Annotated in this window: 21 protein-coding genes; 7 read left to right on the plus strand and 14 right to left on the minus strand. The window is 67.8% G+C overall.

Features of this window, described 5'->3' with window-relative positions:
- Positions 1-38: 38 nt before the first annotated feature.
- Positions 39-2,576, minus strand: a complete 2,538-nt coding sequence (locus QT382_RS18640; protein WP_289255623.1) for a hypothetical protein — start codon at positions 2,574-2,576, stop codon at positions 39-41.
- A gap of 127 nt (positions 2,577-2,703) precedes the next feature.
- Between QT382_RS18640 and QT382_RS18645 the strand changes: the two genes are divergently transcribed.
- Positions 2,704-4,248: an alkaline phosphatase D family protein gene (locus QT382_RS18645; RefSeq protein WP_289255624.1), complete on the plus strand. Its 1,545-nt coding sequence runs from the start codon at positions 2,704-2,706 to the stop codon at positions 4,246-4,248.
- A 16-nt stretch (positions 4,249-4,264) separates the two neighbouring features.
- On the opposite strand, the gene QT382_RS18650 is transcribed toward QT382_RS18645, so the two are convergent.
- A complete protein-coding gene (locus tag QT382_RS18650; protein WP_289255625.1) occupies positions 4,265-5,257 on the minus strand; it encodes a protein kinase family protein in 993 nt (330 codons plus the stop codon).
- Positions 5,258-5,377: 120 nt separating this feature from the next.
- Between QT382_RS18650 and QT382_RS18655 the strand changes: the two genes are divergently transcribed.
- Genes QT382_RS18655 through QT382_RS18665 form a run of 3 tightly spaced genes read left to right on the plus strand, consistent with a single transcriptional unit; the run spans position 5,378 to position 9,507 of the window.
- Positions 5,378-6,346: an AEC family transporter gene (locus tag QT382_RS18655; RefSeq protein WP_289255626.1), complete on the plus strand. Its 969-nt coding sequence runs from the start codon at positions 5,378-5,380 to the stop codon at positions 6,344-6,346.
- Positions 6,347-6,377: 31 nt separating this feature from the next.
- Positions 6,378-7,118, plus strand: coding sequence for a tetratricopeptide repeat protein (locus tag QT382_RS18660; protein ID WP_289255627.1), 741 nt, complete (start codon positions 6,378-6,380; stop codon positions 7,116-7,118).
- Positions 7,078-9,507, plus strand: a complete 2,430-nt coding sequence (locus QT382_RS18665; RefSeq protein WP_289255628.1) for an alpha/beta hydrolase family protein — start codon at positions 7,078-7,080, stop codon at positions 9,505-9,507. The genes QT382_RS18660 and QT382_RS18665 overlap by 41 nt, the downstream gene beginning before the upstream one ends.
- Positions 9,508-9,517: 10 nt before the next feature.
- Here the strand turns inward: QT382_RS18665 and QT382_RS18670 are convergent, their stop codons facing one another.
- Both QT382_RS18670 and hemE read right to left on the minus strand, forming a co-directional pair.
- Complete coding sequence (locus QT382_RS18670) at positions 9,518-11,608, minus strand: primosomal protein N' (RefSeq protein ID WP_289255629.1); 2,091 nt, start codon at positions 11,606-11,608, stop codon at positions 9,518-9,520.
- 315 nt (positions 11,609-11,923) lie between these two features.
- On the minus strand, positions 11,924-13,015 hold the full coding sequence (gene hemE, locus QT382_RS18675) for a uroporphyrinogen decarboxylase (RefSeq protein WP_289255630.1): 1,092 nt from the start codon (positions 13,013-13,015) through the stop codon (positions 11,924-11,926).
- A 94-nt stretch (positions 13,016-13,109) separates the two neighbouring features.
- Between hemE and QT382_RS18680 the strand changes: the two genes are divergently transcribed.
- The 3 genes from QT382_RS18680 to QT382_RS18690 are packed head-to-tail and all read left to right on the plus strand — an operon-like array spanning position 13,110 to position 15,210.
- Positions 13,110-13,754, plus strand: a complete 645-nt coding sequence (locus QT382_RS18680) for a LemA family protein (protein ID WP_502929925.1) — start codon at positions 13,110-13,112, stop codon at positions 13,752-13,754.
- A 7-nt stretch (positions 13,755-13,761) separates the two neighbouring features.
- Positions 13,762-14,694 carry a TPM domain-containing protein gene (locus tag QT382_RS18685; protein ID WP_289255632.1) on the plus strand — a complete coding sequence of 311 codons (933 nt, stop codon included), beginning with the start codon at positions 13,762-13,764 and terminating at the stop codon, positions 14,692-14,694.
- Complete coding sequence (locus tag QT382_RS18690) at positions 14,695-15,210, plus strand: TPM domain-containing protein (protein ID WP_289255633.1); 516 nt, start codon at positions 14,695-14,697, stop codon at positions 15,208-15,210.
- Here QT382_RS18690 and QT382_RS18695 read toward each other — a convergent pair.
- From QT382_RS18695 to QT382_RS18740, 10 genes are all read right to left on the minus strand, one after another.
- The gene (locus QT382_RS18695; protein WP_289255634.1) at positions 15,202-16,062 is read right to left on the minus strand and encodes a D-hexose-6-phosphate mutarotase; all 861 of its coding nucleotides are present in this window, start codon (positions 16,060-16,062) and stop codon (positions 15,202-15,204) included. The two genes, QT382_RS18690 and QT382_RS18695, sit on opposite strands and share 9 nt — an antisense overlap.
- Positions 16,063-16,165: 103 nt before the next feature.
- The gene (locus tag QT382_RS18700; RefSeq protein WP_289255635.1) at positions 16,166-16,579 is read right to left on the minus strand and encodes a F0F1 ATP synthase subunit epsilon; all 414 of its coding nucleotides are present in this window, start codon (positions 16,577-16,579) and stop codon (positions 16,166-16,168) included.
- 128 nt (positions 16,580-16,707) lie between these two features.
- A complete protein-coding gene (gene atpD / locus QT382_RS18705; protein WP_289255636.1) occupies positions 16,708-18,120 on the minus strand; it encodes a F0F1 ATP synthase subunit beta in 1,413 nt (470 codons plus the stop codon).
- Between the two features lie 43 nt (positions 18,121-18,163).
- The gene (atpG, locus tag QT382_RS18710; RefSeq protein WP_289255637.1) at positions 18,164-19,036 is read right to left on the minus strand and encodes a F0F1 ATP synthase subunit gamma; all 873 of its coding nucleotides are present in this window, start codon (positions 19,034-19,036) and stop codon (positions 18,164-18,166) included.
- Positions 19,037-19,091: 55 nt separating this feature from the next.
- The gene (atpA, locus tag QT382_RS18715; protein ID WP_289255638.1) at positions 19,092-20,645 is read right to left on the minus strand and encodes a F0F1 ATP synthase subunit alpha; all 1,554 of its coding nucleotides are present in this window, start codon (positions 20,643-20,645) and stop codon (positions 19,092-19,094) included.
- 106 nt (positions 20,646-20,751) lie between these two features.
- Positions 20,752-21,288: a F0F1 ATP synthase subunit delta gene (locus tag QT382_RS18720; protein ID WP_289255639.1), complete on the minus strand. Its 537-nt coding sequence runs from the start codon at positions 21,286-21,288 to the stop codon at positions 20,752-20,754.
- Between the two features lie 2 nt (positions 21,289-21,290).
- Positions 21,291-21,761 (minus strand): F0F1 ATP synthase subunit B, encoded by a 471-nt coding sequence (locus QT382_RS18725; protein WP_289255640.1) that lies wholly within the window; start codon positions 21,759-21,761, stop codon positions 21,291-21,293.
- 35 nt (positions 21,762-21,796) lie between these two features.
- On the minus strand, positions 21,797-22,039 hold the full coding sequence (gene atpE, locus QT382_RS18730) for a F0F1 ATP synthase subunit C (RefSeq protein WP_289255641.1): 243 nt from the start codon (positions 22,037-22,039) through the stop codon (positions 21,797-21,799).
- Positions 22,040-22,113: 74 nt separating this feature from the next.
- Positions 22,114-23,001 carry a F0F1 ATP synthase subunit A gene (gene atpB / locus QT382_RS18735; protein ID WP_289255642.1) on the minus strand — a complete coding sequence of 296 codons (888 nt, stop codon included), beginning with the start codon at positions 22,999-23,001 and terminating at the stop codon, positions 22,114-22,116.
- A gap of 16 nt (positions 23,002-23,017) precedes the next feature.
- On the minus strand, positions 23,018-23,524 hold the full coding sequence (locus QT382_RS18740) for an ATP synthase subunit I (RefSeq protein WP_289255643.1): 507 nt from the start codon (positions 23,522-23,524) through the stop codon (positions 23,018-23,020).
- Positions 23,525-23,540 lie beyond the last annotated feature (16 nt).

Below are 23,540 nucleotides of genomic sequence, written 5' to 3' on the forward strand. Positions count from 1 at the left end.
GGAGAACAGCGCAGGCGGGCTGCGCATGATAGCGGTGGCTACTGACGCGAATCGGCCGCCACGCCGGGCGACAGCGCCCGCAGTGTCAGTCCCAGCAGCAGCACGCTGTAGAACAGGAAGCCCAGGCGCGGTGCATCGATCAGGCTGTCGAACAGGCCCACGGTCAGGAAGCCCACGATGGAGGCGGCCACGGCCGGCGCCAACGGATGGGCGCGGGCGCGGCCCAGGCTCACCCGCCACAGGGCCGCTACCACCAGGGCGGTCCAAAGCCAGAGTCCGACCCAGCCCTGCTCGAACTGGATGTGCAGCGGCAGGCTCTTGGCATGCCAGGGCAGGTGGTGGCGATCGCTGGTGAAGTACCAATAGGCCAGGCCCTTCGAGAAATCGCCATTGGCCAGCAGCGGGCGGCCGCCAGCGTCCAGCAGTTGCAGGTCGGTGACGTCCAGTTCGCGGCCGCTGTGCGTCTCGGCGATCGACAAGGTCACCAGTCGCGGCGCCCACCAGTCGCCGCCCACGCCCGGCGGCAGCGGCTTGAGCTTGATCTGCAGGCTCTGCCATTCGCCGGGCCGGCCCTTGATCTCCACCTCGCCCTCGCTCACCGCGCCGTGGTAAAGCAGATGCTTCTCGCCCAGTTCCGCACGCAGACCCGCGTCGGCATTGGCACGGACCCGCGCCTGCAGCACCAGAGCCCCGCTCGGTGCGGCCAGGCGCTGGCTGACCCGCAGCAGCCGGCCGGAGTCCAGTCCATGGCGGCCGCCGCTGAGCCGCAGCAGGGGCTTGCCTCCGTCATCCGACAAGCGGTAGTCCCCCACGCGCTCCGGCACCGGTGCACCGTAGAAACGCGCCGCCATGTAGCGTCCGCTGCCCTTGCCCAACCAGCGCTCCGCGTCGCCCTGCAGCAGCCAGTAGCTGCTGCGCCAATGATCGACCCGGGCGCCGAAGTCCTGCACGCCGGTGGTCATGCGCTCGCTCAGGTAGGCGCCGCCTTCCAGCGTGGACACCAGGGCACCCACGGCCAGCAGCACGCCGGCCAGGATGCTGCGCGCGCGCCAGTGCAGGGTCAGCATGCGCTGCGCCGCCGGCGGCGTGAAACCCATCAACCACACCCAGGCCAGGGCCCAGAGCAGGGCCGGCCCCAGCGTCGCCTTCAGTGCGGCCTCGCCACCCCAGTTGCCTGCCACCACCGCCACGCAGCCCAGCCCCCAGAACCAGACGGTGCTGACGATCAGGGCGCGCAGCATCGGGTCGCCGGCCTGGGGCCGCCGCGAGATCAGCCAGGCCCCCAGCGCCAGGGCCAGCGCATAGAGGCCATAGGCCGACTTGGGAATCCAGCTGGCCACCACCCAGCTGAGCCCGGCGGCCAGCAGGCCCAGCAGGGCCGCCATGACCAGCACCAGCAGGCGCTGACCCAGCCGCCCGGCCGACAGCTCGCGCGGCGCGAACAGCAGCAGCAGGCCGGTGCCCGACAAGGCCAGCAGGCCGCGGTAGCCGGCGACTGCAAACACCTGCGACGCGCTGAATCCGAACAGCAAGATCAGCAGCAACCAGGGCAAGGCCCTCAGTGCCATTTCCAGATGATGCGGCTGCTCGGCCAGCAGGGCATTGCGAGCCCGGTGCTGGCGATAGCCCAGGATCAGCAGCACCGCCAGCGCCACCGGCAGGGCCAGGTAGACGCCGCGCGAGAAGGTCGTCAACGCGGCATAGACGCCCAGCAGCAGCAGGGCGACCAGCAAGCCCAGCAGCACCGGGCTGCGCTGGCGCAGCAGGGCCGCCACCGCGAACGGCAGGCAAAGCAGCAAGGCGCCATCGAGCTGCGCACCGCCGACCTGCATCTCCCAGAACATGGCCGTGCTGCGGTAGTCGGAGCTGAAGTTCAGCAGGCCCGGGAAGGCGACACGCTCCCACAAGGCTGCCAGCGAAATGCCGGCCAGGGCCAGACACATCGCGAACAACATGCCGCGCTCGACCCGGTCTGGCCGGCTGGCGCTGGCGCGTTGCCACAGCGGAAACAGCAGCAGGGCGTAGACAAAGCCCTTGGCCTGGCGAGGCGCGTTGAGGCTCTCCAGGTACCCCTGCCACCAGCCGAATTCGAAGCCGCCGGCATCGCCCAGGCCGCGCTTGACCGACCACAGCAGCCAGAGTCCATAGACCACCAGCAACAGCTTGGCCAAGGCGGACGGCGCCAGCGGACGCCGCCAGGCGGCCTGCTTGTCGCCGGCCCTGCCGAAGGCATACGCCGCGTAGCCACCGGCCGCCGCGGCCAGTACCAGCAGGTCCAGTTCCTCGAAGATGAACCAGCCGGTCCAGGTCGCCAGGCCCAGCACCGGCACCAGGCCGATCAACAGCAGTGGCGCCGCCTGCCACCAGCGAAAGCTCGCCACCATCGCCACCAGGTAGAGCCCCGTGGCCAGCGGCCTGAGCAGCGGGTAGTTCAGCACCAGGGCCAGGCCCAGGGCGCCGCAACCGGCGGCCAGCAGCAGGGCCAGCCAGCGGGCCGCGTGGTCCGGACGGCTCAGCGCCGGCGGCGACGGTGCCAGCGAGGGGCTGGTCAGGGCGGACGAGGCATCGGTGGACATGGCGAACCATGATAGCCACGGGGACCCGTGCGCAAGCCCCTGTGGATGACGAAGGACATGAGCATTTCCCCGGGGACACCGGGCCCGGCGTCAAAGGGCCGTCGCGAATCCCGACTAAGCTGCGGCGATGCAATCCGGCCCCGACTCCCAAGACCGCCGCCAGCTGCTGCAGCTGCTGCTGGCCTCCGGTACCGCCCCCTTGTTCCTGCGTCACGCGCGCGCCGCCGACCTCGAGCGCTTCGGCCTGGGCCTGGCTTCGGGCTGCCCCAGGCCCGACAGCCTGGTGCTGTGGACCCGGCTGACCGGCCCCGGCCTGGCCGAGCCGGTGCCGGTGCGCTGGGAACTGGCCGAGGACGAAGGCTTCCAGCGCCTGGCCGCCAGCGGCACCGAGCTGGCCGAGGCCGACAGTGCCTTCACGGTCCACGCCGAGCCGGGCGGACTCAAGCCCGACCGCTGGTACTGGTACCGCTTCAGTGCCCTGGGCCAGCGCAGCAGCACCGGTCGCACCCGCACCTCGCCGGCGCCGGATGCCCAGGCCAGCCTGCGTTTCGCCATCGCCTCCTGCCAGCGCTGGGACCACGGCCGCTATGCCGCCTGGCGCGACATGGCCGAGCAGGAGCTGGACCTGGTGCTCTTCCTCGGCGACTACATCTACGAATACAGCACCGCCCACGACAGCGATGCCCAGCGCCGCCACCAGGGCGGGCCCTGCCGCACGCTGGACGACTACCGCCAGCGCTACGCCCAGTACAAGAGCGACCCTCATCTGCAGCGCATGCATGCGCGCGCGCCCTGGATCTGCACCTGGGACGACCATGAGGTGTCGAACGACTGGGCCGGCGATCAGCCGGAAGTGCCGGACGCCGGCTTCCACGCCCGCCGCGCCGCGGCCACCCAGGCCTATTGGGAGCACATGCCCTTCCCCAAGGCCTGGCGTCCCCGCGACCCGGACCGTGCGGCGATCCGGCTCTACCACCATTGGGACTGGGGCCAGCTCGCCCGCATCATCACCACCGACGACCGCAGCTGGCGCGATCCGCAGGTCTGCCCCAAGCCAGGCCGCGGCGGCTCCAACACGGTGGACGAGCGCGACTGTCCCGCGCTGAACCAGTCCGGCCGGACCCTGCTGGGCGAGGCGCAGGAGCGCTGGTTGGCCAGGACCTGGGATGCCAGCCGCCCCTGGAACCTGCTCGCCCAGCAGACCCTGATGGCCCGCCATACGCTGCGGGACACCGCCAAGGGAGGCGGCCGCTACTGGACCGATGGCTGGGACGGCTACCCGGCCGCCCGCGCCCGGCTGCTCAAGGACCTGGCCGGGGCCCAGGTGCCCAATGCGGTCGTGCTGGGCGGCGACGTCCATACCAACTACGTGGCCGGCCTGCGCCTGGACTTCGACCGGCCCGAGACGCCGCTGCTGGCCAGCGAGTTCTGCGGCACCTCGATCAGCAGCCATGGCGGCTCGCAGGACAAGCAGAACCAGGCCCTGGCCTGGAACCCGCACGTGCTGCATTCGCGCACCGACCAGCGCGGCTACATGCGCTTCGAGCTGGCTGAGGGATTGATGAACGCCGAGCTGAGGACCGTGCAGTCGCACTGGGACGAGGCGAGCGCCATCGAGGTTCAGGCCCGCTTCGTCGTCGAAAGCGGCAAGCCGGGCCCGCAGCGCGCCTAGGCCGTCGACCGGCGGTTCAGCGCGGCGTGCCGGCCGTCAGCTGGCGCCAGAAGCGCCAGAACCAGGCCATGCCACCGGGCGCGTCCTCGGTGGGCACGGGCTCGTCCAGCGGCACCGGACCGGAGTTCGGGATCGGCATCGGTGTCAGCGTCAGGGCCGAATGGCTCTCGCCGGCCAGCCAGGCACGCAGGTCCAGGCCCAGGGCCTCACTGTTGGCATGGCGCTGCTCAGGCAAGGGGCTGGCCGCCTTGTGGACCAGGGCCTCCAGGCTCAGCCGCTGGGCCGGGCTCAGCTCGGGCCAGCGCGTGGCCACGCTGTCGTGCTCGGGACCGGCTTCGTGATGGTCGGGCAAGCGCTCGTGGACCAGCTCGCACAGCAGGGCGCCCAGCGCATAGGCCTCGCTCGACGGGCTGACAGCCCCGCCCTGGCGGCGCTCCGGGCTGGCGTAGGCCAGCAGGGCCGGATGCGGCGGCACGGGAATGTCTTCGTGGCTGAGATGCAGGCCCATCAGCTGCAGGCGACCATCCACGCCCACCCACAGCAGGCTGGGGTCCAGCTCGGTCAGCATGAAGCCCTCGCTGTGCGCATGGGCCAGGGCGTCGCAGAGCTGCAGCAGCAGGGCCAGGCGTTCGCGCACGCCCAGCCTTTCGGTCAGGCTCAGGAGCGGCCGCGCCTCGACCAGGGGCAGGACCAGGAAGGGCTTGCCATGCGGCGTGACGCCGCTGTCCACCGGCGTGACCATGCCGTGGTGCTGCAGCTTGGCCAGGTCGGAGGCCCCATCCGCAAAGCGCAGCATCAGGGCCGCGGCGTCGGCGGCGTTCTCGAACACGATCAGGGCGGCCCGCTGGCCGCGGGCCAGGGCATGCTCGGCCCGGTACCACTGGCCGGCGGCACTCGCATGCAGGGCGCGGCGCAGCACCCAGACGCCCAGGCGCTGCTCGGGCACCAGGGTGGCCCCGGAAGGCGGGCCGGCGGCCGGCCGCGGACGATGGTTGAAGGCAAATCGCATTGCGGCCGATGTTAGCCAGCCCCCGTGGCGGCCGAAACCCAAGCCCCCCACGAACCGAGGGGCCGCGAGGATTCGCTCACGCCCTGAATCGGGGGGATGGCCTTGCGATACTTGCCGCCCATGCAAGCCATTCTCGCCGTCACCTTGCCCTTTTTCGCCCTGGTGCTGTGCGGCTATCTGGCGGCGGCGCGCGGCGTACTGGCCGAAAGCGCCATCCCGGGGCTGAACGGCTTCGTGCTGTTCTTCGCCCTGCCCTGCATGCTGTTCCGCTTCGGCATGAACACGCCCGTGCTGGAGCTGCTCAACCCGGCCATGCTGGGCCTTTATGTGGGCGTAGCCTTGCTGATCGTCCTCGGCACCATCGCCCTGACCCGATCGTCGCGTGTCAACCTGAAGAACGCCTCGTTCGGTGCCTTGGTCGCCGCCTTCCCCAACACCGGCTTCATGGGCGTCCCCCTGCTGGTCGCCCTGTTGGGTCCCACGGCCGCCGGCCCGGTGATCTGCACCGTGCTGGCCGACCTTTTCATCACCAGTTCGCTGTGCGTGGCCCTGGCCAGCAGCCAGGATGCCGGCCCGGGCCGCGGGCGGGCAGCCCTGGGCCAGGCGCTGCGCGGCGCCCTGTCCAATCCACTGCCCTGGGCGATTGCGCTGGGCATGCTGGCCTCGGTCACCGGGCTGAGGCCGCTGGGGCCGGTCGATACCGTGGTGCGAATGCTGGGCGACGCTGCCTCGCCGGTGGCGCTGTTCACCATAGGCGCAGTGTTGTGGCGCTCGGGCCAGCACGCCCACAGCCGCACGCCGGTCTCGCTTTACCTGCCGGTGGCCCTGATCAAGCTGCTGCTGCATCCGGCCCTGGTGCTGGGTCTGGGTGCGCTGGGCCGGCGCTGGGGCCTGCTGGCGCTGAGCGAATTCCAGCTGCTGGTGCTGGGTCTGGCCGCCGCCCTGCCCAGCGCCAGCAACGTGTCGCTGCTGGCCGAGCGCTACGGCGCCGACAACGGCCGCATAGCCCGCATCATCATGGCCTCGACCGGCCTGGCCTTCTTCAGTTTCTCGCTGCTCGCCTGGCTCTTGATCAGCCCGGCAAAATAGCCACCCAGAAAAGCACCCCGGGGAGTCCTACATGCCCTTCATCGGAGCCGGCCTGCACCTGCTGGTCGCCCTGTTCTTTGCGATCCACGCCGTGCGGACCGGCCAGCCGCTGTACTGGCTGGTGATCCTGTTCATGTTCCCGCTGCTGGGCAGCGCGGTGTATTTCTTCGCCGTCTTCCTGCCCGGCTCGCGCCTGGAGCGCGGCGCACGCCGCACCGTGGCCGCCACGGCCCGCGCGCTGGACCCGGGCCGCGAACTGCGCGAAGCACGCGCGGCCCTGGAGGCCACCCCGACCGCGCAGAACCAGATGCGTCTGGCCAACGCGCTGCTGGAGGCCGGCCAGCCGCAGGAGGCAGCCGAGGCTTTCGAGATCTGCCTCAAGGGTCCGTTCGCCAGCGACGCCGAGATCAAGCTGGGCGCCGCCCGCGCCTGGCTGGAAGCCGGCCAGGCCGGCCGCGCCGTGAACCATCTGCAAGCGATACGCGCCGACCAGCCCGGCTTCCGCAACGACCAGCTGAGCCTCTTGCTGGCCCGCGCGCTGGCCGCCGACAAGCGCCATGAAGAAGCCCGCGCCGAGTTCGAGCACGGCCTGGCCCGCTTCGGCAGCTTCGAGGCTCATGCCGAGTACGCGATCTGGGCGCTGCAACGCGGTGAACAGGCGCTGGCCGACAAGCTGCAGGCCGAGATCGAGAAGATGTGCCGTAGCTGGAACCGCCACACGCAGGAGCTGAATGCCCCGGTACTGCGCCGGCTGGAAGCAGCCCGCCGCTGATTCGCCGATGCTGATGCGCCGCGCCCTGCTCCTGCTCTCTCTCTTGACCGTCCTGGGCCTGGCCCAGGCGCAGGAGCCTGCCGGCTACATGCAGCCAAGCAGCGCGATCCGCCAGGTGCTGGACGCACCGGCCCTGCCCCGGCCGCTGGTCTCGCCCGACCAGCAGACCCTGGCCTTGCTTGAGCTGCGGCCCTATCCCTCGATCGAAGAGCTGGCTCGGCCGGTGCTGCGCCTGGCCGGCCTGCGCTTCGAGCCCGGGCCGGGCACGCCGCAGCCGCTGCAGGTCCTGCAACGAATCCGGTTGCGGACCATCAGCGCCACCGAAGCCTCGGAGCGGGTGATCGAGCTGCCGCCGGGCGGCAGCTTCCACAGCTTCGTCTGGTCGCCCGACGGCCAGCGCTTCCTGCTGGAGCGGCGGCTGGACCAGTCCAATGAACTGTGGGTGGGTGAGGTGGCCAGCGGTCGACTGCGGCCCATCGCCGGACTCAAGCTGAACGACGCCTTGGGCCAGGGCGAGCAGGCCTGGCTCAATCCCCAGGAACTCGTGCTGCTGAGCGTGGCCCGCCGCGGCCCGCCACCCAAGCCCACGCCGCGACCGGCGGTGCAGGAGGCCAGCGGCCGGGCCTCGCCCGAGCGCAACTACTCCGACCTCCTGCAGTCGCCGTACGACGAGGCGCTGTTCGAATACCACGGCCGCTCGCAGATGGTGCTGGTCAACATCGCCACCGGCAGCTCGCGCGAGATCGGCGAGCCCCAGCTCTATAGCAGCGTGAGCAGTGTGGGCGCCGGCCAGTACCTGCTGACCGAGCGCCTGGTGCGGCCGTTCAGCTATGACCTGACCTGGGACGACTTTCCCACCGTGGTCGAGGTGCGCTCACGCGACGGCCGCCTGATCAAGGAGCTGGCCCGCATGCCCATGCGCAAGGGCGTGTCCATCGACGGGGTGCTGGTCGGGCCGCGGGTCTTCTATCCCGCACCGACCAAGGAGGCGGCGATCTACTGGGTCGAAGCGCTGGACGGCGGCAACAACAACGCCCGCGTGCCCTTTCGTGACCGCCTGATGCGCCTGGACCCGCCCTTCAACGGCGAGCCGCGCGAGGTGCAGCGCATGCCGCACCGCTTCACCCAGCTGCGCTTCCTGGACGACGGCCAGCAGGCCCTGCTGACCGAGACCGACCGCAACCGCGCCTGGGTGCGCACCTATCTGCTGCCGCTGAACGGCGCGCAGAGCAAGCCGCTGTTCGAATACGCGCAGCGTGAGCGTTATCGGCATCCCGGCTTCCCGCTGATGCGCCTGCTACCCAACGGCCATGCGGTGATACGCAGCAACGGCCAGGGCGAGATCTTCATGCTGGGTCAGGGCGCCAGGCCCAAGGGCGAGCAACCCTTCATAGACCGGCTTTCGCTGCGCGACGGCGCCAGCACGCGGATCTTCCAGTCCAACGAGGCGATCTACGAGCAGCCACTGGCCCTGCTGGAAGGCAACCGCGTGCTGATGACGCGAGAAAGCCCCAGCGAGCCGCCCAATGTCTACCTGCGCGACGGCACCGGCCTGCATGCGCTGACCCGCTTGAGCGACCCGACCCCGAGCCTGCGACGCATCCACCGCGAGTTCGTCAGCTTCAAGCGCGCCGACGGCGTGGAGATGTCGTTCTGGGTCAACCTGCCACCCGACTACAAGGAAGGCGAGCGCCGGCCCACCCTGGTCTGGTCCTATCCGCTGGAGTTCAACGACCCGACCTTGGCCGGCCAGGTCAGCGGCCCCACCAGCCGCTTCGTGCGCTTCTCCGGCCTGGCGCCGCAGCTGCTGGCGCTGGACGGCTATGTGGTGCTGTCGGACGCGACCATGCCGGTGGTCGGCGACATCCGCTCCATCAACGACGGCTTCGTCGAGCAGATCACCATGAACGCCCGCGCCATCCTCGACAAGGCCGAGTCGCTGGGCTACACCGACCCCAAGAAAGTCGCCGTGGGCGGCCACAGCTACGGTGCCTTCATGGTGGCCAATCTGCTGGCCCACACCGACCTGTTCAGGGTCGGCATCGCGCGCAGCGGCGCCTACAACCGCACGCTGACACCCTTCGGGTTCCAGAGCGAACGGCGCTCGCTGTGGGATGCGCGCGAGACCTATCTGCGCCTGTCGCCGCTGATCTACGCCAACCAGATCAAGGAGCCGCTGCTGCTGATACACGGCGATGCCGACAACAACTCCGGCACTGTGCCGCTGCAGAGTGAACGGCTCTACCAGGCACTGGCCGGCCTGGGTGGCACGGTGCGCTTCGTGTCGCTGCCGCACGAGTCCCACGGCTATGCGGCGCGCGAGTCGATAGGCCACACGCAGTGGGAGATGAGCCACTGGCTCAGACAGCACTTGGGCGAACCCAAGTAGGCGCGCGTTGCTAGATCGCCAGCGGGTCTACATCCACGGCCCAACGGATCAGGCCCCGGTGCTCCCGCTTGAGCACACCCAAAGCCGGCAGCCAGGCCGCCAGCAGGCGCTGCAGCAGCACGCGATTCGGTGATTCGACCAGCATCTGCAGGCGCTCCACATTGGCGACCCGCGAGATGTGCATGGGCACGGGCGCGTAGATCAGCACCTCTCCGGAGGCGTCCAGCGATTCGGCCACCTTCGCAGCTGCCTTGAGGAAGTCGCGAGCGGCGTCGGCCGTGCGTGCCTCGGCCCGCAACAAAGCCAGATGGACAAAGGGCGGCAGGCCGGCCGACTCGCGCTCCTCCAGCTGGCTCTTGGCGAAGCGCTCGAAGTCATGCTTGACCAGGGCCTGGAACAGCGCATGCTGCGGATGCCAGGTCTGCACCCACATTTCGCTGCGCGCCGCCTGCGCTGCATCGCGGCCGGCGCGGCCACCTGCCTGCATCAAGAGGGCGAACAGCCGTTCGGGGGCACGGAAGTCGCTGGAGAACAGCGCCCCGTCCGGATTGACCGCGGCCACCAGGGTGATGCGGCGGAAGTCGTGGCCCTTGGTCACCATCTGGGTGCCGACCAGGATGTCCACCTCGCCGGCATGGACCGCGTCCAGCTGCGCTTCCAGCGAGCCCTTGAGCTTGGTCGAATCGGCGTCGATGCGGGCGACCCGCGCGCCGGGCAAGGCGGCGGCCAATTGCTCTTCCAGCTTCTCGGTGCCGCGGCCCAGCGGCGCGATGTCGGTGTTGCCGCAGTCCGGGCAGCCGAAGGGCACGCGTTCGGACAGTCCGCAGTGGTGGCAGCGCAGCGTGCGGTCGCCCTTGTGGAAGACGCGGAAGGCGCTGCAGTGCGGGCACTGGCTCTTCCAGTTGCACTCCGTGCAGTGCAGCACCGGCGCATAGCCGCGCCGGTTCAAAAAGATCAGGCTCTGCTCGCCCCGCTCGATGCGCAGCCGTATCGCCTCCAGCAGCGGCGCACTGATGGCCGTGGTGACTCCCTTGATGCGCGGCAGGCTGTTCATGTCGAACAGGCGCACCCGTGGCATCGCGCCACCGCCTATGCGCTGCGGCAGGGCCAGGCGCTGATAGCGGCCCTCCTCTGCGCGTTGCCAGGATTCGAGTGAGGGCGTGGCCGAGCCCAGGATGACGGGCAGCTTCTCCAGCCGCGCGCGGTAGACCGCCAGGTCGCGGGCCGAGTAGCGCGCGCCATCCTGCTGCTTGTAGGACGGGTCATGTTCCTCATCGACCACGATCAGGCCCAGCCTGGGCATGGAGGCGAACACCGCCAGCCGCGTACCCAGCACCAGCTGGGCACGGCCCAGGTGGGCGGCCAGCCAATTGCGCAGCCGCTGGGCCGGGCTCAAGCCGCTGTGCAAGGAGACTGTGGGCGTGCCGGCAAAGCGCTCGGCAAAGCGCGCTTCCAGCTGCGGCGTCAGATTGATCTCGGGCACCAGCACCAGGACCTGGCGGCCGGCCGCCAGCGCATGCTCGGCGGCGCGCAGATAGACCTCGGTCTTGCCGCTGCCGGTCACGCCGTAGAGCAGCAAGGGCGGCGGTGCCTGGTCGGAGTCGGACTGCAAGACCGCATCAAGTTGGGACAGGGCCTCGGCCTGGGCCGGGCTGAGCTCGGGCAGCGGCGCCCGCTCGCCGGGCTCGGTCACCGGCAGCTTGTCGAGCTTCTTCAGCCGCGACTTCAATTGCTTGGGGTCCAGCTCGCGCAACTGCGGCGGCAAGACGGCCGCGGCCAGCTCGCCGACGCTGCGCTGGTAGTACAGCGCCGCGAATTCGACCAAGGAGCACCAGGCCGGTGACAAGGGCGGCAGCGCATCCAGCGAAGCGCTGATCGGCCGGAGCTGGTCCAAGGCGAAGGCCTCGCCGCTCGCTTCGGCCCGGCCCGGCGGCCAGACCACGCCCAGCAACTCGCGCGCACCCAGCGGAACCCGGACCAGGCTGCCCGGAGCGAGCGCCTGCTCACCGGCATAGTCCAGCGGCCCAGTCAGTCCGCTGTGCTGCGGTGCATCAACGGCCACGCGCAGCCGGTGCGGAGCGGCTTCTTGCGGTTCGCTCATCTTGCCGGCCTTCGCTCAGGCTTTAGCTGAGCTTTGATACGCAAGTCACTGATTTGCAAAGGCTGGGCCTCGAATCTTGCAAACTGTGGATAACTTTGTGGGGAAGATACGCACAGGCCGGCTCCGCGCCTGGAAAGCCCTTGGATTCCCCTGTCGCGCCGAATTCGTGCGACATGCGTACTTGTATGAAAAATCAAGGACTTAGCCGGCAATCGGGAAAACGAGAACTTGCGCCGCAGCAATCCCGACAGCCGCACACCGCTTGCACACATTTGGGGATAAGTCCCTACCCTGAGTGCTTACTTCACGAACGGATCAGACCGTTGCTCGCAGCTTGCGCGAATGGCTGTGCACCGCCTCGACCAGGGCGCTGACATGCTCCGGCGGCGTGAACTGGCTGATGCCATGACCCAGGTTGAACACATGGCCACCCCAGCGACCGTCGGCGCGCTGCGGCCGGCCGAAGCTGTCCAGCACGGCACGCGCCTGCTCGGCCACCGCCTCGGGCGGGGCGAACAGCACATTGGGGTCGAGATTGCCTTGCAGGGCCACGCGGTCGTCGAGCTGGACGCGGGCGCGAGCCAGGTTGACGGTCCAGTCCAGGCCCACGACGTCGGCGCCGGCATCAGCGATTTCGTCCAGCCACAGGCCACCGCCCTTGGTGAACAGGATGCGCGGAATGCGCTGGCCTTGGTGTTCGGTCTTGACCTGGGCCAGCACCTGGCGCGAATAGGCCAGGCTGAAGCGCTGGAAGGCGCCGTCGGCCAGCACGCCGCCCCAGGAGTCGAACAGCATCACCGCCTGCGCGCCAGCCTCGATCTGGGCATTCAGGTACCGGGCCACAGCCTCGGCATTGACCGCCAGGATGCGCTCCATCAGGTCGGGGCGCGAATACATCAGGGCCTTGACGTGGCGGTAGTCGTCCGAGCCGCCGCCCTCGACCATGTAGCAGGCCAGCGTCCAGGGGCTGCCCGAGAAGCCGATCAGCGGCACGCGGCCGTTCAGCGCCTGGCGGATCGAACCGACGGCGTCGAACACGTAGCGCAGCTTGTTCATGTCCGGCACTTCGAGTGCCGCCACCGCGGCTTCGTCGCGAACGACCTTTTCGAACTTGGGACCCTCGCCCTGCGCGAACGACAGGCCCAAGCCCATGGCATCGGGCACGGTCAGGATGTCGCTGAACAGGATGGCTGCATCCAGCGGATAGCGTTCCAGCGGCTGCAGAGTGACCTCGGTGGCGTAGTCCTTGTTCGTCGCAAGGCCCATGAAGCTGCCTGCCTTGGCACGGGTGTCGCGGTACTCGGGCAGATAGCGGCCGGCCTGGCGCATCAGCCACAGCGGCGTGTAGTCGGTCGGTTGGCGCAGGCAGGCGCGCAGGAAAGTGTCGTTTTGCAGCGGGGACGTCATGGCCGGGATTATCCGCTGCCATACTGGCGCCCTTCGCGCCCTTGAACCGTCCGCGGCTGCCTCTACCTTGTGGCAGCACCACAGGAGGATGCTGATGAACCTGATCCCGTTGAAGCGCTCGCTGGCCCTTTCCACCGTCGTCGTCGCCGCCCTGGCCTTGAGTGGCTGCGGCTACAACGAATTCCAGCGCCTGGACGAGCAGAGCACGGCCGCCTGGAGCGAGGTGCTGAGCCAGTACCAGCGCCGCGCCGACCTGATTCCCAACATCGTCAACACGGTCAAGGGCGAGGCCAATTTCGAGCAGGAAACGCTGACCAAGGTGGTCGAGGCGCGCGCCAAGGCCACCAGCATCAATGTGACGCCGGAGCTGGCCAAGGACCCCGAGGCGCTGAAGAAGTTCCAGGCCGCCCAGGGCGAACTCTCCAGCGCGCTCTCGCGCCTGCTGGTGGTCAGCGAGAACTATCCCAACCTGAAGGCCAACCAGGGCTTCCAGGACCTGCGCGTGCAGCTGGAGGGCACGGAGAACCGCATCACCGTGGCCCGCAACCGCTATATCAAGTCAGTGGCCGACTACAACGTGCACGCCCGCTCCTTCCCGAGCAATCTGACGGCCATGATGTTCGGCTACCAGACCAAGCCCAACTTCCAGGTGCAGAACGAGGCCGCCATCACGACGGCACCGACGGTCAGCTTCGACACCAAGCCCGCCGCGCCGGCCGCCCCTGCTGCCTCCAAGTAAGCCAGGCATGCGCTGGCTGCTGACCCTGCTCCTGCTGCTGTGCCAGGTCTTGCCTGGCTGGGCGCAGGAGCTGCGCCCGGTGCCGGTGCTGACCGGCCGCGTGATCGACCAGACCGGCACGCTGGATGCGCTGCAGCTCAGCAGCCTGGACGCCAAGCTGGCCGCCTTCGAGCAGCAGGCCGGGCCGCAGATCGTCATCCTGATGTTGCCCTCGACGGCGCCCGAGGACATCGCGGCCTACGCCCAGCGCGTAGGCGATGCCTGGAAGCTGGGGCGCCGCGAGGTTGGCGACGGCCTGCTGATCGTCGTGGCCAAGAACGACCGCAAGGTCCGCATCGAGGTGGCCAAGGCGCTGGAGGGCGCGGTGCCCGACCTGGCGGCGCGTCAAATCATCCAGAACGCCATCACGCCCGCGTTCAAGAAGGGCGACTATGCCGGCGGCCTGAACCAGGCCGTGGATCAGCTGCAGGCGCGCATACGCGGCGAGGCCCTGCCGGCGCCCAAGATCAAGCCGGCGAAGGCGGCAGCGAGCAGCAGCGGCAGCGGCGGCTTCGACTGGGAAACCCTCGCCCTGATCTTCTTCATCGGCGTGCCCCTGGTGGGCGGGGTGATGACCTCGATCATGGGCCGCAAGCTCGGCAGCCTGACGACCAGCGCCGGCGTCGGCGGCGTCAGCTGGCTGATAGGCCACAGCCTGTGGATCGCAGGCTTCGCGGCGCTGCTGGCCCTGATCCTGATAGGCGTGATGGGCATTGGTTCCTCGATGCGCCGCGGCCGCAGCTATGGCGGTGGCAGCGACCTGCCCTTCATCTGGGGCGGGCACGGAGGCGGAGGCGGCGGTTCCTGGAGCGGCGGTGGTGGCGGCGGCAGCGATGGCGGCGGCTTCTCGTCGGGCGGCGGTGGCGATTTTGGCGGCGGCGGCGCCTCGGGAGACTGGTGAATGGCCTGGTTCCAACGACTGCAGCGCCTGCTCAAGCATCGCAGCCTCGACGCGCTGGACGCACGCCGCGCCTTGGGTCCGGCGGCACTGGAAGCGCTGAAGGAGCGCATCGAAGCCTCGGAACGCCTGCACAGTGGCGAGCTGCGCGTGGTGGTCGAGGCCGGCCTGCCGCTGTCCTACCTGATGCGCGATGCCACGGCCCGCGAACGCGCCGTGAACCTGTTCGGCAAGCTGCGCGTCTGGGACACCGAGCACAACAACGGCGTGCTGATCTATCTGCTGCTGGCCGAGCACCGCATCGAGCTGCTGGCCGACCGCGGTCTGATGGGCGAGATCGACGGCCTGACCTGGCAGCGCCTGGTCGAGCGCATGCGGGAGCAGTTCCGCGCCGGGCGCTTCGAGGACGGCCTGATCGAGGCGGTCGAGGCGGTCAGCGAGCTGCTGGTCGAGCATTTCCCGCGCGCCGCGGGCGAAGCCAATCCGAACGAGCTGCCGGACGAGCCCTTGCTACTCTAGGACCAGGGTCTGCATGCCGGCCCAGGTCTCGCCCGGAGCCAGGCGCACGGGCCGCTCGATGGCAGCGGCCTCCACGCACAGCATCTGCTGCCAGCCGTCGGCCGGCATGTCGGCCAGCTGGGCACAGGCCTCGGGGCCCGGGTTCCAGACCACGGCATCGGCAAAGCCCTGCTGGCGGACCCAGACGCGGCGCGAAGGCCGGCCAGCCGGCTGCTCCTGCAGGGTCAGGTCTTGCGCGACACCGTAGTAGATGCGGTCCAGCGGCGGCTCGGGCAACAGCAGGTCCACGCGCTGGCGCTCTTCGGTGCCAGTGAGTGCGTCCCAGTAGTGCAGGCCGGAGAGGCCGCGCACGCTGGCGTCCAGCAATCGACCCAGACCGAGGTAGGTGTGCAAGGCCGCGGTGAAGTCGAGCTCGGCTTCGCCACGGTTCTCGCAAGCCAGCTCGATCTCCAGGCTGCGGCCGGCGACGCGCACGCAGAGCTCGGCCTCGAAGCGATGCGGCCAGACCAGGCGCGTGGCCTCGTCGTCCTGCAGGCGCAGCACGGCCATCGCGTCGTCCTTGCCGATCTCGGCCGAGACCAACTGCCAGGGCTTGGTGCGGGCAAAGCCATGGCGCGTGCCGCTGCCGCGACCGGCGAACTGCGGAAAGATCACCGGCACACCACCACGTATCGCCTGGCCGGTGGCATAGGCGCTCTTGGGCGACAGGTAGAGCTGCTCGCCGGCGCCAGCCGGCTTCCAGGACACCAGGTGGGCGCCATGCAGCAGCAGCGTGGCAGCGGCGCCGTCGGGGGCGCGCAATTCAAGGGCGTCTAGGCCCTGGTGGCGGGTCAGTGCAATCGGCTTGGCCATGGGGCTTCAGGCTGAGAAAAGACAACGCCCGCCGGACTTGCATCCGCGGGCGTTGGGGATGATACGGCGACCCCGGCAGGAGTCGCGACGCATCAGCGTGGATTTACTTCTTGCGGAACTTGCGCAGCGCAGCGATCTGGGCGGCCATGGCAGCGAACTCGCTTTGCGCGGCGGCAAAGTCGATGTCGCTCTTGGCGTTCTTCATCGCTTCCTCGGCCAGCTTCTTGGCCTCGGTCGCCTTGGCTTCGTCCAGGTCCTTGCCGCGGATGGCGGTGTCGGCCAGCACGGTCACCGTGCCCGGCTGCACCTCGAGGATGCCGCCGGCCACGAAGACGAACTCTTCGCCGCCGTCCAGCTTCTCGATGCGCACGGCACCCGGCTTGATGCGGGTGATCAGCGGCGTGTGCTGGGGCAGGATGCCCAGCTCACCGCCTTCGCCCGGCAGCGCGACGAACTTGGCCTCGCCCGAGAAGATCTGCTCCTCGGCGGACACCACATCAACGTGGAGAGTTGCCATGTCAATCTTCCTTTAGCGTGTAAGAAGGTTCAGTAAGCAAGCAGTCGGGTCTCAGGCTAGGCGCCGTGCGCAGCCGGGTTGGGCACCCGGCGAGCACGGCAACGACGCATGAGGCCCGAATGCGCCGCTTACTGGAGCTTCTTGGCCTTTTCGAAGGCTTCGTCGATCGTGCCGACCATGTAGAAGGCCTGCTCCGGCAGGTGGTCGCACTCGCCGGCCACGATCATCTTGAAGCCGCGGATGGTTTCCTTCAGCGGCACGTACTTGCCCGGCGAGCCGGTGAAGACTTCGGCCACGTGGAAAGGCTGCGACAGGAAACGCTGGATCTTGCGGGCGCGGGCCACGGCCAGCTTGTCTTCCGGCGACAGCTCGTCCATGCCCAGGATCGCGATGATGTCGCGCAGTTCCTTGTAGCGCTGCAGCACTTGCTGGACGGCGCGGGTGGTCGTGTAGTGCTCTTCGCCGACCACGTTCGGGTCCACCTGGCGCGAGGTCGAGTCCAGCGGATCGACGGCGGGGTAGATACCCAGCGAGGCGATGTCGCGCGACAGAACGACGGTGGCGTCCAAGTGGGCGAAGGTGGTGGCAGGCGACGGGTCGGTCAGGTCGTCCGCGGGAACGTAGACGGCCTGGATCGAGGTGATCGAACCGACCTTGGTCGACGTGATCCGCTCTTGCAGACGGCCCATTTCCTCGGCCAGCGTCGGCTGGTAGCCCACGGCCGACGGCATACGACCCAGCAGTGCCGACACTTCGGTACCGGCCAGGGTGTAGCGGTAGATGTTGTCCACGAAGAACAGCACGTCACGGCCTTCGTCGCGGAACGACTCGGCGATGGTCAGGCCGGTCAGGGCCACGCGCAGACGGTTGCCCGGGGGCTCGTTCATCTGGCCGTAGACCATGGCGACCTTGGAGTCTTCGAGCTTCTCGAGGTTCACGACGCCCGAATCGGCCATCTCGTGATAGAAGTCGTTGCCCTCACGGGTACGCTCGCCGACACCAGCGAACACCGACAGACCCGAGTGAGCCTTGGCGATGTTGTTGATCAGCTCCATCATGTTCACGGTCTTGCCGACGCCGGCGCCACCGAACAGACCCACCTTGCCGCCCTTGGCGAACGGGCAGATCAGGTCGATCACCTTGATGCCGGTTTCCAGCAGGTCCTGCGACGGGCTCAGCTCGTCGTAGGCCGGAGCAGCGCGGTGGATCGAGGCGGTCATGGCCTGGTCCACGTCACCACGTTCGTCGATAGGGTTGCCCAGCACGTCCATGATGCGGCCCAGCGTGGCCTTGCCCACCGGCACCTTGATGTTCTCGCCGGTGTTGTAGACCTGGGTGCCGCGGCGCAGGCCGTCCGACGAACCCAGAGCGATGGTGCGAACCACGCCGTCGCCCAGCTGCTGCTGGACTTCCAGCGTCAGGGCCGAGCCATCCATCTTCAGCGCGTCGTAGACACGCGGCATCTGGTCACGCGGGAATTCCACGTCCACCACGGCGCCGATGCACTGAACGATCTTGCCCACTTGTTGAGTGTTAGCCATTTCTTCGTTCCTTCAATTCAAAACTTGTAGCGTTAGCACGCGATCAGCCGACGGCGGCCGCGCCACTGACAATTTCGCTGAGCTCCTTGGTGATCGCGGCCTGGCGGGTCTTGTTGTAGACCAGCTTCAGCTCACCGATCAGGGTGCCGGCGTTGTCGGTAGCGGCCTTCATGGCCACCATGCGTGCCGATTGCTCGGACGCCATGTTTTCTGCGACGGCCTGGTAGACCAGGGCCTCGGTGTAGCGGACCAGCAGCTCGTCGATGACGGTCGCGGCATCCGGCTCGTAGAGGTAATCCCACGAGTGGTTGCCACCGGCCGTCTTCATGCCCTCGGTGCTCAGGGGCAGCAGCTGCTGCACCACAGGCTCCTGCTTCATCGTGTTGATGAAGCGGGTGTAGCAGAGGTAGACGGCCGACAGCTTGCCTTCGGCATACGCGTCGAGCAGCACCTTGACCGGGCCGATCATCTTCTCGATGTGCGGCTGGTCGCCCAGCTGCGTCACCTGAGAAACGACCTTGGCGCCGATGCGGTTCATGAAGCCCAGGCCCTTGTTGCCGATGGCAACGACCTCGGGCTTCTGGCCCGCCGCTTCCAGCTCCTTGAGCTTGGTCGTGGTGGCGCGCAGCAGGTTGGTGTTCAGACCGCCGCACAGGCCCTTGTCGGTCGTGACGACCACGAAGCCCACCGTCTTCGCTTCCGCGTTCGCGCTCAGGAAGGGATGCTTGTACTCGGGGTTGGCCGTGGCGAGATTGGCGGCGATGTTGCCGATCTTCTCGCTGTAGGGCCGTGCCGAGCGCATCCGCTCCTGCGCCTTGCGCATCTTGGAAGCGGCGACCATTTCCATGGCCTTGGTGATCTTCTTGGTGTTCTCGACCGACTTGATCTTGCCGCGAATTTCCTTGCTTGATGCCATGATTTCTCCTGTTAGGTCCGGGCCGCTCTTTGCATCACAGCCCGGTCATGGTCGATTAAGCGAAGGACTTCTTGAACGTCGTGATCGCGGCGTTCAGCTCGGCTTCAGCATCCTTGTCCATGGCCTTGTCGGCTTCCAGCTTGGCCAGCAGAGCGGCGTGGCTGGTCTTCAGGAACTGGTGCAGGCCGTGCTCGAAAGCCAGGACCTTCTTGGTGTCGATGCTGTCCATGAAACCCTTGTTCACGGCATACAGCGTCGCGCCCATCAGGCTGATCGACAGCGGCGAGTACTGAGCCTGCTTCAGCAGTTCGGTCACGCGGGCACCGCGGTCCAGCTGCTTGCGGGTCGACTCGTCCAGGTCGGAAGCGAACTGCGCGAAGGCAGCCAGCTCACGGTACTGGGCCAGGTCGGTACGGATACCGCCGGACAGCGACTTGATCAGCTTGGTCTGGGCAGCACCACCGACGCGCGACACCGAGATACCGGCGTTGATGGCGGGGCGGATACCGGCGTTGAACAGGCTGGTTTCCAGGAAGATCTGGCCGTCGGTGATCGAGATCACGTTGGTCGGCACGAAGGCGGAAACGTCGCCGGCTTGCGTCTCGATGATGGGCAGCGCGGTCAGCGAGCCGGTCTTGCCCTTGACTTCACCCTTGGTGAAGGCTTCGACGTAGTCGGCGTTGACGCGAGCGGCACGCTCCAGCAGGCGGCTGTGCAGATAGAACACGTCGCCCGGGTAGGCTTCGCGGCCCGGCGGACGGCGCAGCAGCAGCGAGACCTGGCGGTAGGCCACGGCTTGCTTGGACAGGTCGTCGTAAACGATCAGGGCGTCCTGGCCGCGGTCGCGGAAGTACTCGCCCATCGTGCAGCCCGAGTAGGCCGACACGTACTGCATGGCCGCCGATTCCGACGACGAGGCAGCGACGACGATGGTGTATTCCATCGCGCCGGCAGCTTCCAGGGCACGCACCACGTTCTTGATCGACGAAGCCTTCTGGCCGATCGCAACGTAGACGCAGGTCATGTTCTGACCCTTCTGGTTGATGATGGCGTCGATGGCCACGGCGGTCTTGCCGGTCTGGCGGTCGCCGATGATCAGCTCGCGCTGGCCACGGCCGACGGGCACCATCGAGTCGATCGACTTCAGGCCGGTCTGCACCGGCTGGTCGACGCTCTTACGTGCGATCACGCCCGGAGCCACCTTCTCGATGACGTCGGTCATCTTGGCGTTGATCGGGCCCTTGCCGTCAATCGGCTGGCCCAGGGCGTTGACCACGCGGCCGATCAGCTCGGGGCCGACCGGCACTTCCAGGATGCGGCCCGTGCACTTGACGGTGTCGCCTTCCGAGATGTGCTCGTAGGCACCCAGAATCACGGCGCCGACGGAGTCGCGCTCGAGGTTCAGGGCCAGGCCGAAGGCCGGCTGGCCGTCGGCGCCAGCCGGGAACTCCAGCATTTCGCCTTGCATCACATCGGACAGGCCGTGGACGCGGACGATGCCGTCAGACACGGACACCACGGTGCCCTGGTTGCGGACGTCGGTCGAAGCACCCAGACCCTCGATGCGGGACTTGATGAGTTCGGAAATTTCAGCAGGATTCAGTTGCATTGCTTGCTCCCATCTGCTCGGTCCCGCGGTACGCACTCCGGTGGAGCGCTACTCGGACCAAGGGGGGTGATTCGGTCAGTGTTGTTGCCGACTAGAGCCGCGAGGCTCAAGCCGTCAGAGCCACCTTCATGCGTTCCAGGCGGGCCTTGACCGAGGTGTCCAGCACCTCGTCGCCAACGACCACGCGGATACCGCCGATCAGCGAGGGTTCCAGCGCGACCTGCGGCACCAGTTTGCGACCGAAGCGCTTCTCCAGCGTGGCCACCACATCGTTCAGCTGGGCTGCGTCGATGGGGTAGGCGCTGAAGATCTGCGCGTCGGCCACGCCGGCGGCCGCGTTGGCCAGGGCATGGAACTGCTCGACCACCGCCGGCAGCGCCGCGAGGCGGCCGTTCGCCACCACCGTGCGCAGGAAGTTCTGCAGCTCCGGGGCCAGGGCTTCTTGCTTGGCCGCCGCGGTGATCACCGCGAAGACCTGCTCGGCCGTGACCTTGGGGTTGTCGGCGAACTGGCGCAGCTCGGCGTCGGCGGCGACCAGGGCCAGCGCGTCAAGCGCCTGGCCCCAAGCCTTCACGTCGTGCTTCTGTGCGACCTGGTACAGCGCTTCGGCGTACGGGCGGGCAATGGTTGCGAGCTCGGCCATGATTACAGCTCCGTCTTCAGACGGCCCAGCAATTCGGCGTGCACGCTGGCATTGACCTCGCGCTGCAGGATCTGCTCGGCGCCCTTGACGGCCAGCGCAGCGACCTGCTCGCGCAGGGCTTCGCGGGCACGGGTGGCCTGGCTCTCGGCTTCCACCTTGGCGTCGGCCACGATCTTGGCGCCGACTTCCTCGGCACGCTTCTTGGCTTCTTCCACGATGGCGGCGGCGCGCTTTTCAGCGTCCGACAGCAGTTGCGTGGTCTCGCCGCGCGCTTGTGCGCGCTGCTCGTCGGCAGCCTTGCTGGCGTTGGCCAGCTCGGACTTGGCCTTGTCCGCGGCGGCCAGGCCGTCGCGGATCTTCGCGGCACGTTCGTCCAGCGCCTTCGTGATCGGAGGCCACACGAACTTCATCGTGAAGCCGACGAACGCGAGGAACACGACGATCTGCGCGATCAGTGTTGCGTTCAGATTCACTTGGGAATCCTCCCTAATGCAGGGTCAGAAGAGGATTACTTCAGGAAGGTCGACGTGGCGAACCACAGGGCGATACCAGTGCCGATGATGAAGGCGGCGTCGATCAGGCCGGCCAGCAGGAACATCTTGACTTGCAGTTCGCCCATCAGCTCGGGCTGGCGAGCCGACGACTCCAGGAACTTGCCGCCCATCAGAGCGATACCGATACAGGCACCGATAGCGCCCAGACCGATGATCAGACCGCAGGCCAGAGCGACCAGACCGTAGACTTGTTCCATGATGACTCCTAGTTGTTCAGGTAAAGAGAAAAGAAAAAAGCGAAGGGAAAAACTCTAGAACCGCTGTAGCGCGATCAGTGCGCTTCGTGTGCTTGGCCCAGGTACACCAGGGTCAGCATCATGAAGATGAAGGCCTGCAGCACGACCACAAGGATGTGGAACAGGGCCCAGGCGAAACCGGCGATGAAATGGCCCAGGAACAGCAGTGCGCTGGGCGCGTTGGCGCCGGTCCAGGCCGCGCCCATCAGCGCGATCAGCATGAAGATCAGTTCGCCGGCAAACATGTTGCCGAACAGTCGCATGCCATGCGAAATCGTCTTGGCGGCGAATTCGATCAGCTGCATGGCGAAGTTGACGAGGCCCAGGACCACGGCCAGAACCGGGTTCTTGCTGCTGCCGAAGGGGGCGCAGACCAGCTCGTGAGCCCAGCCGCCCATGCCCTTGATCTTGATGTTGTAGAACAGACAGATCAGCAGCACGGCAATCGACATGCCCAGCGTGGCGTTGATGTCGGCCGTGGGCACGACGCGCATGTAGGCGTGGTGCGGGTCATGGCCCATGCCGCCGTAGATGGCAGCCCAGGCGTTGGGAATGACGTCGAGGGGGAGGAAGTCCATGGCGTTCATCAGGAACACCCAGACAAAGACGGTGAGGCCCAGGGGGGCAATCACGCGGCGCGACTGTTCGTTGTGGATCAGGCCGGCCGTCTGGTTGCCGACCATCTCGACCAGCAGTTCCACGGCAGCCTGGAAGCGGCCTGGCACGCCGGCGGTCGCCTTGCGGGCACCCAGCCACAGCAGGAACAGGCCCAGCAGGCCCATGGCCAGCGACCAGAACAGCGTGTCGTAGTTGATGACACTGAAGTCCACCAGCGAGGCTTGCTTGCCACCGACGCTGTTGAAGTAGGTCAGGTGGTGCTGGATGTACTCACCGGCGGTCGGCGCGTGTCCTTCTGCTGACATGTTCGGGTCCGTCTTCTTAAGCTTTTTTGAATCGACCCTGCGTGAACAGGGCCAGCCAGTTACCTTTCAGGCATCCGATCATGGTCAGCAGCATTGCCAGCCAACTCAGATCGGCGACCTGCCTGACCACCGCCACCAAAATGACGCCGGTCAGCAAAATCTTGATCAGCTCCCAGACTGCGAACGAGAGCACGGCGGCTCCAATGTTCACGGTCCGGCGCCGCGTCATGCCCCAGGCCATCAAGGCAGCAGGCATCACGACGGCCAGGGCGCCATACAGCGCCGACCTTCCCTGGACAGCTCCGGCGAACACCCACCAGAGACCGACCAGCACCCCACCAATGGCAGCCTCGGCCGCCACCACCCGCCAAGGCGAGAGAGAGGGATGTTTTGCCTTCAGGGCTTCTGCCTCCTCGCGGGACAGGGCCTTGAAAGCCGCTTCGTCGCCCGCATGTCCCTCGCTCTCGTCATCCCAGCCGGTCGATGACGCCTTGTCTCGGGCGCGCATCTCGATAGGGGTCACGTTTGTCTCAGGGGCG

The sequence above is a fragment of the Pelomonas sp. SE-A7 genome, assembly GCF_030345705.1.
Classification (GTDB): Bacteria; Pseudomonadota; Gammaproteobacteria; order Burkholderiales; family Burkholderiaceae_C; genus JAUASW01.

Excerpts from the sequence above, each read along its gene's own strand:
- QT382_RS18640 (WP_289255623.1), bottom strand. The coding sequence starts at position 2,576 with ATGTCCACCGATGCCTCGTCCGCCCTGACCAGCCCCTCGCTGGCACCG.
- QT382_RS18645 (WP_289255624.1), top strand. The coding sequence starts at position 2,704 with ATGCAATCCGGCCCCGACTCCCAAGACCGCCGCCAGCTGCTGCAGCTG.
- QT382_RS18650 (WP_289255625.1), bottom strand. The coding sequence starts at position 5,257 with ATGCGATTTGCCTTCAACCATCGTCCGCGGCCGGCCGCCGGCCCGCCT.
- QT382_RS18655 (WP_289255626.1), top strand. The coding sequence starts at position 5,378 with ATGCAAGCCATTCTCGCCGTCACCTTGCCCTTTTTCGCCCTGGTGCTG.
- QT382_RS18660 (WP_289255627.1), top strand. The coding sequence starts at position 6,378 with ATGCCCTTCATCGGAGCCGGCCTGCACCTGCTGGTCGCCCTGTTCTTT.
- QT382_RS18665 (WP_289255628.1), top strand. The coding sequence starts at position 7,078 with ATGCCCCGGTACTGCGCCGGCTGGAAGCAGCCCGCCGCTGATTCGCCG.
- QT382_RS18670 (WP_289255629.1), bottom strand. The coding sequence starts at position 11,608 with ATGAGCGAACCGCAAGAAGCCGCTCCGCACCGGCTGCGCGTGGCCGTT.
- hemE (WP_289255630.1), bottom strand. The coding sequence starts at position 13,015 with ATGACGTCCCCGCTGCAAAACGACACTTTCCTGCGCGCCTGCCTGCGC.
- QT382_RS18680 (WP_502929925.1), top strand. The coding sequence starts at position 13,110 with ATGAACCTGATCCCGTTGAAGCGCTCGCTGGCCCTTTCCACCGTCGTC.
- QT382_RS18685 (WP_289255632.1), top strand. The coding sequence starts at position 13,762 with ATGCGCTGGCTGCTGACCCTGCTCCTGCTGCTGTGCCAGGTCTTGCCT.
- QT382_RS18690 (WP_289255633.1), top strand. The coding sequence starts at position 14,695 with ATGGCCTGGTTCCAACGACTGCAGCGCCTGCTCAAGCATCGCAGCCTC.
- QT382_RS18695 (WP_289255634.1), bottom strand. The coding sequence starts at position 16,062 with ATGGCCAAGCCGATTGCACTGACCCGCCACCAGGGCCTAGACGCCCTT.
- QT382_RS18700 (WP_289255635.1), bottom strand. The coding sequence starts at position 16,579 with ATGGCAACTCTCCACGTTGATGTGGTGTCCGCCGAGGAGCAGATCTTC.
- atpD (WP_289255636.1), bottom strand. The coding sequence starts at position 18,120 with ATGGCTAACACTCAACAAGTGGGCAAGATCGTTCAGTGCATCGGCGCC.
- atpG (WP_289255637.1), bottom strand. The coding sequence starts at position 19,036 with ATGGCATCAAGCAAGGAAATTCGCGGCAAGATCAAGTCGGTCGAGAAC.
- atpA (WP_289255638.1), bottom strand. The coding sequence starts at position 20,645 with ATGCAACTGAATCCTGCTGAAATTTCCGAACTCATCAAGTCCCGCATC.
- QT382_RS18720 (WP_289255639.1), bottom strand. The coding sequence starts at position 21,288 with ATGGCCGAGCTCGCAACCATTGCCCGCCCGTACGCCGAAGCGCTGTAC.
- atpE (WP_289255641.1), bottom strand. The coding sequence starts at position 22,039 with ATGGAACAAGTCTACGGTCTGGTCGCTCTGGCCTGCGGTCTGATCATC.
- atpB (WP_289255642.1), bottom strand. The coding sequence starts at position 23,001 with ATGTCAGCAGAAGGACACGCGCCGACCGCCGGTGAGTACATCCAGCAC.